The sequence below is a fragment of the Methylobacterium sp. WL9 genome (assembly GCF_008040035.1).
Classification (GTDB): Bacteria; Pseudomonadota; Alphaproteobacteria; order Rhizobiales; family Beijerinckiaceae; genus Methylobacterium; species Methylobacterium thuringiense.
The window spans coordinates 1-9,451 of record NZ_VRVE01000122.1; the positions used below are offsets into that span (position 1 = coordinate 1).

The following is a 9,451-nucleotide window of genomic DNA, read 5'->3' on the forward strand; positions in this document are numbered from 1 at the left end:
CCCCCCCCCCCCCCTTTTTTTTTCCACCCCCACCCCGCCATCCCCCCGCCCCGCTCGCCTCGGGGGCCCGGAGATGTTTATAAGACACTGGTGCTCACCGGCGACGCGCTGATCGTCGCCGGTGAGCACGGCGAGTGGCTCGCCGAAGGCGACATGCACCGACGCCTTCTGCCGGCGCATCGGTGCATCGTCGAAGCAGGGCAGATCGTCGTGGACGAGTGACGCACAATGCAGCAACTCGATCGCGGCGGCTGCGGCGTCGGCGGCGGCCGGGTCGTCGTCGCCGCAGGCCCGGGCCACTGAGAGGCAGAGGCGCGGCCGGATACGGTGGCCGCCGGGAAACACGGCGTATCGAATGGCTTCCGCGAGACGCGGCGGCGCGCCGGGCGCTTCCGCGTGGGCCACGGCTGCATCGAGGGCCGTTTCGATCCGCCTGCCGGCATCCATCGCGCCTCTCCCTGTGTCATTGTCCGTTGTCAAAGCAACGTGTCAGTCTTTATTGACACTTTGGAGCGGCCGGTCAACGTCGCCTTTGGGGAGGAGCCTGCGTTCGTGGCTGGAAACCGCGTCATCGTGATCGGCGCCGGCGTGGCGGGGCTCGTCGCGGGCCTGAAGCTGGCCCATGCCGGACTCGACGTGACGCTGCTCGAACGCGGCGCCGCGCCGGGCGGCAAGATGCGGTCGCTCCCCGTCGGCGGGGCCGCGATCGAAGCCGGCCCCACCGTCTTCACCATGCGCTGGGTCTTCGAGGAAATTTTCTCGGAGTGCGGAGCGTCGCTCGCCGACCGCCTTGCGCTCAAGCCCGCGAGCCTGCTCGCCCGCCACGCCTGGAGTGCCGACGAGCGCCTCGACCTTTTCGCGGATGTCGACGCCTCGGCCGAGGCCATCGCGGCCTTCGCAGGCCCGCGCGAGGCCGACGGCTACCGGCGCTTCTGCGCCCGCGCTGCCGAGGTCTATCGCACCCTCGAAGGCCCGTTCATCCGCGGGGCGCGGCCGAGCCCGATCGATCTCGGCCGCCGTGTCGGCCTCTCGGGCATCGGCGACCTCTGGCGCATCCAGCCCTTCACGACGCTGTGGTCGGCGCTCGGCGACTACTTTCGGGATCCGCGCCTGCGCCAGCTCTTCGGGCGCTACGCGACCTACTGTGGCTCCTCACCCTTCGCGGCACCGGCCACACTGATGCTCGTCGCCCATGTGGAGCAGGCGGGTGTCTGGCTGGTTGAGGGCGGGTTGAGCCGCCTCGCCCGCGCCATCGCCGATCTCGCCATCGAGAACGGGGCGACGATCCGCTACGGCGCCGAGGTCGCCCGCATCGAGACTCGGGGCGGCCGCACCACTGGGGTCATCCTGGCGGATGGCGAGCGCATCGCGGCGGATGCGGTGATCGCCAATGCCGATGTCGCCGCCGTCGGGCATGGCCTTTTCGGGCCGGATGCGGCCTCGGCCGGCGACCGCATAGCGCCCTCGGACCGCTCGCTTTCGGCCGTCACCTTCTGCCTGAACGCCCGGACCGAGGGCTTTCCGCTGGCGCACCACACAGTGTTCTTCTCGCGCGACTACCGCGAAGAGTTCTCGGAGATCCTCGATCGGCGCCGGCTGCCGGCGGACCCGACCGTTTATATCTGCGCCCAGGATCGCGGCGATTCCTGCGCCGATCCCGGCCGCCCGGAGCGCCTGCTCCTCCTCGTCAACGCGCCCGCCGACGGGCGTGAGAAGCCCTTTCCGCCCTCGGAGATCGAGACATGCGAGACGAATTGGCGCCGGCGCCTGGCGGCGTGCGGGCTCACGCTGGCGGAGTCGGAACCGGCCACGGTGACGACGCCGGAGGGGTTCGAGGCGCTGTTTCCGGCGACGGGCGGGGCGCTCTACGGCCGGGCGGCGCACGGCTGGATGGCCTCGTTCAAGCGGCCGGGGTCGCGCACGAAGGTACCGGGGCTCTACCTGGCGGGGGGCAGCGTGCATCCGGGACCGGGCGTGCCGATGGCGGCGCAGTCCGGACGACTGGCAGCGGAGGCTCTGCTCGCGGACCGCGTTTTGACGGCCCGGTCGCCAAGGGCGGCTATGTCTGGTGGTACGTCGACGCCCTGAGCGAGGACGGCCGCCAGGGCCTCACCATCATCGCCTTCATCGGCAGCGTGTTTTCGCCCTACTACACCTGGGACCGGAAGCAGGACCCGTTCGATCATTGCGCCGTGAACGTCGTGCTCTACGGCGAGCGCGCCAACCGTTTCGCCATGACGGAGCGACGCCGCTCACAGCTCTCGCGGGACGCGCAGCACATCGCCATCGGCCCGAGTTCCTTGGCCTGGGACGGCACCGAATTGACCATCCGTATCGACGAGCGCTCCTCGCCGATCCCGCGCGCCATCCGCGGCACCGTGCGTGTGCGGCCGAACGGGATCACCCAGAATCCCTTCACCCTCGACACCCACGGCGAGCACCGCTGGTGGCCGATGGCCCCCTCCTCCCGGATCGACGTCGCCCTCGACGAGCCCGCGATGTCCTGGACGGGAACCGGGTATTTCGACACCAACGACGGCGACCGGCCGCTGGCCGAGTCGTTCTCACGCTGGAGCTGGTGCCGGGCCGACCTGAAGGACGGCGCCGCCATCCTCTACGACGTCGAGCGCCGCGACGGCTCCGGGCAGAACCTCTCGCTGAACTTCGGACGCGACGGCAGCCGCCGCGACATCCGCCCGCCGCTCGCGGCCGATGTGCCGGCGACCCGGCTCTGGCGCATTCCCCGGCCGACGCGCAGCGACGACGGCGCGGCACAGGTGGTGCGGACCTTCGAGGACACGCCGTTCTATGCCCGCTCCCTGCTCTCTTCGACGCTTGCCGGAGAGGCGGTGAGGCCGGTCCACGAGAGCCTCGTGCTCGATCGCTTCATGAACCCGGTCGTGCGGCTGATGCTGCCGTTCCGGATGCCGCGCGCGCCGGGGTGACGGATCGCCGACGGATCCGTCCCTCGTAATGCGCGCCGGTATTCCACTTCGATCAATTTTTAGGTGCATATCTGTATCAAAAACACGCAGTGCGCGTGTCATCCAAGATTGCAATGAAGTATATCTTATAGACCAGCAATTTTATTGCTGCGATGGATGGTTGTTTAAATACATAATTGCAACCGACAATCATGGTTCTCTCAAAAAACGTCGATTTCATTCGAGTGTTGAGTATTTTAAGGGTCCATTAAGCAAGGACTGGGAAAGACTGTTATCCGTTATGTTCGATGGGGGCAGCCGTGCAATTTCTTGCTCGATTCAAAATCTTGACGAAGCTACTTTCGGTATTGGTCTTGATCGGCGCAATCATTGGCGGGTGTATCTGGTACGCGCAATCGCAAATGGCCGCGGTCGACACGGCCTACGGCCTCTTCATCAGGAAGGAGGCGGCAGCCGTCGCGAACGGACGCAGGATCAACCGGTTTCTCTTCGAGACGCAGTTCTATGCGTCCCGTATGGCCACCGAGCCGAATGCGGAGCAGCTCCGCCGCATGGACACGCAGTTCGGTGCGGCCATGGATCAGCTCCGTACCATCATCGGTGACGTGCGCAGCCAGGCTCCGAGTTTCGCGGATCGGATCGACGAGGCTCGGGTCAAGATCGATCGCCTGATCGGCTTCTGGACCGAGGCACGCGTGCTCCTGAACCAAGGCCAGGGACAGGCCGCGACCGATCTGATGCGCCGTACGATCGATCCGGAATTCCTGCCGTTCATCGCCTCGATCAGTGCACTCTCGGGCGACATCCAGACCTTCATGCAGAAGGGTGCCGCCTCCCTGTCGGAGCAGACCGATGCGACGCGCAACACCATGATGGTGGTGAGCGCGCTGGGCATGCTCGCCGGGATCGTCGCCGGCATCGCCGTCGTGGTGTTCGGCGTCACCCGCCCGATCGGAAGCCTCGTCGGCATCCTGCAGCGCATGGCGAAGGGCGACATCAACGCCGACATCGCCGAGGCGGCACGCGGCGACGAGATCGGTGCGGTGGGACGTGCCGTCGAAGCCATCAAGACGATGGTCGCGAAGAAGGCCGCCGAAGAGGCCGAGCGCAAGCAGATCGCCGACGAGGCCGCCGCCGTCGAGCGCCGCCGGACGATGATCGAGCTCGCGGACGGGTTCGAGAATGCCGTCGGCGGCATCGTGGCGATGGTCTCGTCCTCCGCAACCGAGCTGCAGGCCACCGCGCAGACCATGACTGCGACCGCTACGCAGACAGCATCGCAATCCACCACCGTCGCTGCCGCCGCCGAGGAGGCCGCCTCGAATGTCGGGACCGTGGCTGCGGCGGCGGAAGAACTCGGCAGCTCGGTCGCGGAGATCGGGCGTCAGGTCAGCGGCTCCGCGGATCTCGCCCGCGCCGCCGTCGGCGAGGCCGACCAGACGGCCGGGCTGGTTCAGGAGCTGACCCAAGCCGCCGCCCGGATCGGCGACGTGGTCGGCATGATCTCCAGCATTGCCGGCCAGACCAACCTGCTCGCGCTCAACGCCACGATCGAGGCGGCCCGTGCGGGCGAAGCCGGCCGCGGCTTCGCGGTGGTCGCGGCGGAGGTCAAGGAACTCGCCGCCCAGACCACCCGGGCGACGGACGAGATCTCCGGCCAGATCGGCCACATCCAGGCGGTGACCGGTCAGGCCGTCTCGGCGATCGGCACCATCGCCGGCCGCATCCGCGACATCAACGTGGTGGCGAGCGCGATCGCCGCCGCCGTCGAGGAGCAGGGCGCCGCGACGCAGGAGATCGTCCGCAACGTCGCCCAGGCCTCAAGCGGCACCAGCGAAGTGACGAGCAACATCGCCGGTGTCGCCAGCGCCGCCGAGGAGACGGGCGCAGCCGCCTCTCAGGTGCTCAGCTCGGCGGGAGAACTCTCCCGTCAGTCCGAGCATCTCGGCAGCGAAGTCTCGCGCTTCCTGGCGACGGTTCGCGCGGCCTGATAACCGGCGACGCCATTGGCCGGTCCCGCGAGCCGGGGCCGGCCAATGGCCGAACGCCGTAGGCAATGCGCGGCGGCGGCGTCCCGTGCCCGATCTGCGGCGACGCACGTTCGGGTTTGCCGCCGACCCGAAGAGGCGAATCTGACGGCCGTTTGTCCTACGCCGTTTCCAGACGCTGCTGTCCCGGCTGGTTCTCGGCGAAGGCCTCACGCTCCTGCAATTGCTCGATGAGATCGAGCACGTGGGCGACCTGGCCGGACACGTCCCACCATGCCGGCAGCCGGCGCGGCACGGGGAGTGCCGGCATCGGATGATCCCGGACGGCGTCGACGAGATAGGCGGTCTCCGGCAGCGGCGGCGCTGCGGCGTCTGGGAGCACAGGCGCCGGCAGCGCGGCGCGGGCGAGCAGCACGGCCTTGCGCGAACCGGGCACGCGGGCGCGGCACGTGACCGAATCGAGACCGTTCGCCTCGATGGCGCGCCCGATCTCGGCATAGATCAGCCGCGCCCCCCGGATCGCCGGACGGCAGCCGAGCGGTAGCCCGCCGATCCCCGGTTCGGAGCGGCGATAGAGGATTTCGGCCGCATCGAGCAGGCGGGCCACGACGGAGCGGATCGCCGGGCTCGCCACGGGGTCGGCCAGGAAGGCGTCGGGATCGATGCCGGCCTGCGCCAGCCAGTCGAGCGGCAGGTAGAGCCGGCCGGCTCGCGCGTCCTCGCCGACGTCGCGGGCGATGTTGGTGAACTGCATCGCCACCCCGAGATCGCAGGCGCGGGCCAGCACCGCCGGATCGCGCACGCCCATGATCAGCGTCATCATCGCGCCGACGGCGCCAGCAACGCGGGCGGCGTAGTCCGTCAGCTCCGAGAGGGTCGCGTAGCGGCGGCCCCCGGCGTCCCAGGCGAGCCCTTCGAGCAGGGCGCGGGGCAGCGCCTCCGGCATGGCGTAGCGCGCGACGAGGTCGGCCAGCGCCCGGTCGGCCGGCGCGTTGGCGGGGCGGCCGGCATAGGCGAGACTCAGGCGCTGCGCCAGGCGGTCCGACGCCATCCGCTGGCGGGCGCGGCTGCCGGCCTCGTCGACGGCGTCGTCCGAGAGGCGGCAGAAGGCGTAGAGGCCGAAGGACGGCACCCGCACCGCGGGCGGCAGCAGCGTCGAGGCCGCGAAGAAGCTCTTCGAGCCCGTGCGGATCGCGGCCCGGCAGGCGGCGTGATCGGCGGCGCTGGCGAGGGGGGCGTCAGGCAAAGACGTGCGCATCCGGCACCAGGCTGTCGAGGACGCGGGCCGAGGACAGCACGCCGGGGAGCCCGGCGCCGGGATGCGTCCCCGCGCCGACGAGGTAGAGGTTCTTCACGTCTTCGGACCTGTTGTGCGGCCGGAACCAGGCCGATTGCGTGAGCACGGGCTCCAGCCCGAAACCGGAGCCGCGGAAGCTCAGGAAGTCGTCGGAAAAATCCTGCGGCGTCGTGATCTTCGAGGTCACGATCGCGTCCTTCAGTCCCGGCAAGACGGAGCCTTCGAGGAAGCCCTCGATCTTTCGGCGATAGGATTCGCCGATCGCTGCCCAGTCCTGCCCGCCGGCGAGATTCGGCACCGGCGCCAGCACGTAGAAGGCGTCGTGGCCGGGCGGGGCGAGCAGCGGATCGGTCGCGGTCGGCCGGTGCAGGTAGAGGCTGAAATCCTCAGCGAGTTTTTTCGTCTCGAAGATGTCTTTCAGGAGTTCTCGGTAGCGCGGCCCCATCATGATGGTGTGGTGGGCGACGTCCGGATATTTCCGGTTCGTGCCGAAATACCAGACGAACAGACCCATCGAGGAGCGCGCCGCGCCGACCTTGCGGTCGCTCCAGCGCCTGCGGCGGTGGCCCTTGAGCAAGTGCGTGTAGGTGAAGGCGGAATCGGCGTTCGAGACGACGATGTCGGCGTCGAGCCAGCTGCCGTCCCGCATCACCACGCCGGTGGCCGCGCCGTCCGTAACGCGGATCGTCGCCACGTCGGCACCGCAGCGGATGCTGCCGCCCTGGCCGCGGATCAGATCGCAGAGCCCGTCCACCAGCCGGCCGGTGCCGCCCAGCGCGAAATGCACGCCCCAGCGCCGCTCGAGATGGGCGATCAGGCAGTAGATCGCGCTGGCGCGGAAGGGGTTTCCGCCGATCAGCAGCGGGTGGAAGCTGAAGATGGTCCGGAGCCGCTCGTCGCGGATGAACTTCGCCACGGTGGCATAGACCGAGCGATGACCGCCGAGCCGCAGCAGGTCCGGCGCGATCCGCAGCATGTCGCCGACGGACTCGAAGGGAACGTGGCCGAGCTCCTCGAAACCGACCCGGCAGATCTCGGCGCTGCGCTGCATGAAGCGTTCGTAACCATCGACGTCCGCAGGCGAAAATCGCCTGACCTCCTCGCGCATGGCGTCGACGTCGCCGCTGTATTCGAAGGTCGCGCCGTCCTCGAAACGGATGCGGTAGAACGGCGACATCGGCACCAGCGCGACGTCGTCCTCCATGCGCCGGCCGGCGAGTTGCCAGAGCTCTTCGAACAGGAACGGCGCGGTGACGATGGTGGGGCCGGCGTCAAAAGTGAAGCCGTCCTGCCGGTGGACGCGGGCGCGGCCGCCCGGCTGTTCCAGCCGCTCCAGCACGGTGACGCGGTAGCCGCGCGCGCCAAGCCGGACGGCGGCCGCCAGACCACCGAATCCCGAGCCGATCACCACCGCGTGCGGACGGCGGTCGGTGTCAAGAACAGCGCTCGGCTTGGCGTCGAGTGTCAACATTGGCTGACACTATGGCGGGGATTTTCCGGCAGGCAAGAGGGAAACGGCGGTCGTTCGCAATCACGTTCGCGCCATGCGACGTGCAAGGCCCGGTCGAGGAGGATCACGGTTCGGCGGATTCCGTGGCCAGAACCCCTGCCAGACGCGCCTCACGCAAGACGAGCTCGGCGACGCGCTCCGGCGCCTCCTCGTGGGCGAGGTGGCCGAGCCCGCGCATCAGCTCGACGCGGGCGTCGGGCAGGCGGTCGCGGACCGCGAAACCGGTCTCCGGCAGGATCGCCTTGTCCTCGCCGCCGACGACCAGGACGGTGTGCTGCCTCAAGCGCGGCAGGTCGCGGTCGAGGGCTTCGAGATCCCAATTCGCCATCATTCCCAAGGCCCCGGCCACGTGGCCGGACTTGGCGAAGAGGCGCTTGTAGAGGTCGAGCCCGGCCGCATCGAGCCGCGATCCGGTGCCGTCGATGAGCCGCTGCACCGCCCGCCGGTCGGCGGTCCAGGCGAAGAATTTCGGCGTCACCGGGTTGAGGAACAACACCCGCGCCATGGTCGGAAACAGGAACGCCGCCGGCCCCGGGAAGGGCTTGAGCGCGCCGTTGAAGGCGATGAGCCGGCGCGGGTCGATGCTGCCATCGATGCACATCCGGGCGAGCACGGCGGCGCCGGCGGAATGGCCCGCGGCCAATGCCGGTACAACACCGAGCGTGCATAACAAGCTGGCCACGGCATATGCCATGCCCGGCAGGGACAATCGCGCCGCCGGCAGCGGATCGGTGAAGCCGTGGCCGGGCAGGTCCGGCGCGACGACCCGGAAATCCTGTGCGAGACGCGGCGCGAGGTCCCGCCAGGAATGCGTGGCCGCGCCGGTGCCGTGCAGCAGCAGCAGCACGGGCGCGTCCGCCGGGCCGAATTCCTGCACGTGCCAGCGCAGGCCCGCCGACTCGACGAACCGGCTCGCGGCGCGGTTCGGCCAGTCGGCGCCGTCGCGCTCCCAATCGGGGCGGTCCGTCTCGAAGAACGCCATGGTGGTCTCTTACTCCGTGGCCCGACCGTTCGCCGCGCCGGCACGCCAGTCTCAGGCGATCGCGGCCCGCACCGCGGCGCTCACGCCGCTCGCATCGGCATAGGGCAGCGGAATGTAGCGCGCATCGGCGACGTCCGCGAGACGGCGGGCGCCCTCGGGGCGGGTACCGGTGTCGATGAGGAGCATGCGCAGGCCGAGGGCCTTGAGCAGACGGCCGGCGGCCAGCGCCTCCTCGCCGGCCCGCGCCCGGCCGCCCTCCCCCGAGCGCGCGACGTTGGCGCGGCCGTCGGTGAGCAGCACGATCACCGGGCTTCCGCCGCCCCGGCGCACGTTGAGCGCGAGGGTCGCGGCGGCGTCGATTCCGGCGGCGAGCGGCGTGCCGCCCCCGCCGGGCAAGCCGCCCAGCGCGCGCTTGGCCCGCACCAGCGAACGCGTCGGCGGCAGAACGATCTCGGCCCCTGCCCCCCGGAACGCCACCAGCGCGACCCGGTCGCGCCGGACGTAGGATTCGGCGAGCAGCAGTTCCACCGCCCCCTTGGTCTCGGCCAGCCGCTCCAGCGCGGCCGAGCCCGAGGCGTCGACGCAGAAGATCGTCGTGGTCTCGGTGCGCTGGCGCAGGCGCTTGATACGAAGGTCGTCGGGGAGGACGACGACGCGGCGGGCCGGTCCGCCGCCGGTCCCGATGGCTCCCCGCCGGATCCGCTGCCACGGCGCGGCGGCCCGCAGCGT

Annotated in this window: 8 protein-coding genes; 3 read left to right on the forward strand and 5 right to left on the reverse strand. The window is 69.8% G+C overall.

Annotated features, from left to right (window positions below; translation table 11 throughout):
* A partial coding sequence (locus FV217_RS20990) for a polyprenyl synthetase family protein (protein ID WP_246683072.1) occupies positions 1–447 on the reverse strand: 447 nt, incomplete at its 3' end.
* 105 nt (positions 448–552) lie between these two features.
* Here FV217_RS20990 and crtD point away from each other — a divergent pair.
* From crtD to FV217_RS21005, 3 genes are all read left to right on the forward strand, one after another.
* Positions 553–2,088 carry a 1-hydroxycarotenoid 3,4-desaturase CrtD gene (gene crtD, locus FV217_RS20995; RefSeq protein WP_147820363.1) on the forward strand — a complete coding sequence of 512 codons (1,536 nt, stop codon included), beginning with the start codon at positions 553–555 and terminating at the stop codon, positions 2,086–2,088.
* A complete protein-coding gene (locus FV217_RS21000) occupies positions 2,085–2,945 on the forward strand; it encodes a carotenoid 1,2-hydratase (protein WP_147820375.1) in 861 nt (286 codons plus the stop codon). The genes crtD and FV217_RS21000 overlap by 4 nt, the downstream gene beginning before the upstream one ends.
* A gap of 287 nt (positions 2,946–3,232) precedes the next feature.
* Positions 3,233–4,936, forward strand: a complete 1,704-nt coding sequence (locus tag FV217_RS21005) for a methyl-accepting chemotaxis protein (RefSeq protein WP_246683082.1) — start codon at positions 3,233–3,235, stop codon at positions 4,934–4,936.
* A 157-nt stretch (positions 4,937–5,093) separates the two neighbouring features.
* Here the strand turns inward: FV217_RS21005 and FV217_RS21010 are convergent, their stop codons facing one another.
* The 4 genes from FV217_RS21010 to FV217_RS21025 all read right to left on the reverse strand — a co-directional run.
* Complete coding sequence (locus FV217_RS21010; protein WP_147820367.1) at positions 5,094–6,191, reverse strand: phytoene/squalene synthase family protein; 1,098 nt, start codon at positions 6,189–6,191, stop codon at positions 5,094–5,096.
* The gene (locus FV217_RS21015; RefSeq protein ID WP_147820369.1) at positions 6,172–7,701 is read right to left on the reverse strand and encodes a phytoene desaturase; all 1,530 of its coding nucleotides are present in this window, start codon (positions 7,699–7,701) and stop codon (positions 6,172–6,174) included. The genes FV217_RS21010 and FV217_RS21015 overlap by 20 nt, the downstream gene beginning before the upstream one ends.
* 103 nt (positions 7,702–7,804) lie before the next feature.
* Entirely contained in the window at positions 7,805–8,722 is a 918-nt protein-coding gene (bchO, locus tag FV217_RS21020) for an alpha/beta fold hydrolase BchO (protein ID WP_147820371.1), read from the reverse strand.
* Between the two features lie 51 nt (positions 8,723–8,773).
* Positions 8,774–9,451: VWA domain-containing protein (locus tag FV217_RS21025; protein WP_147820373.1), on the reverse strand; the 678-nt coding region annotated here is incomplete at its 5' end.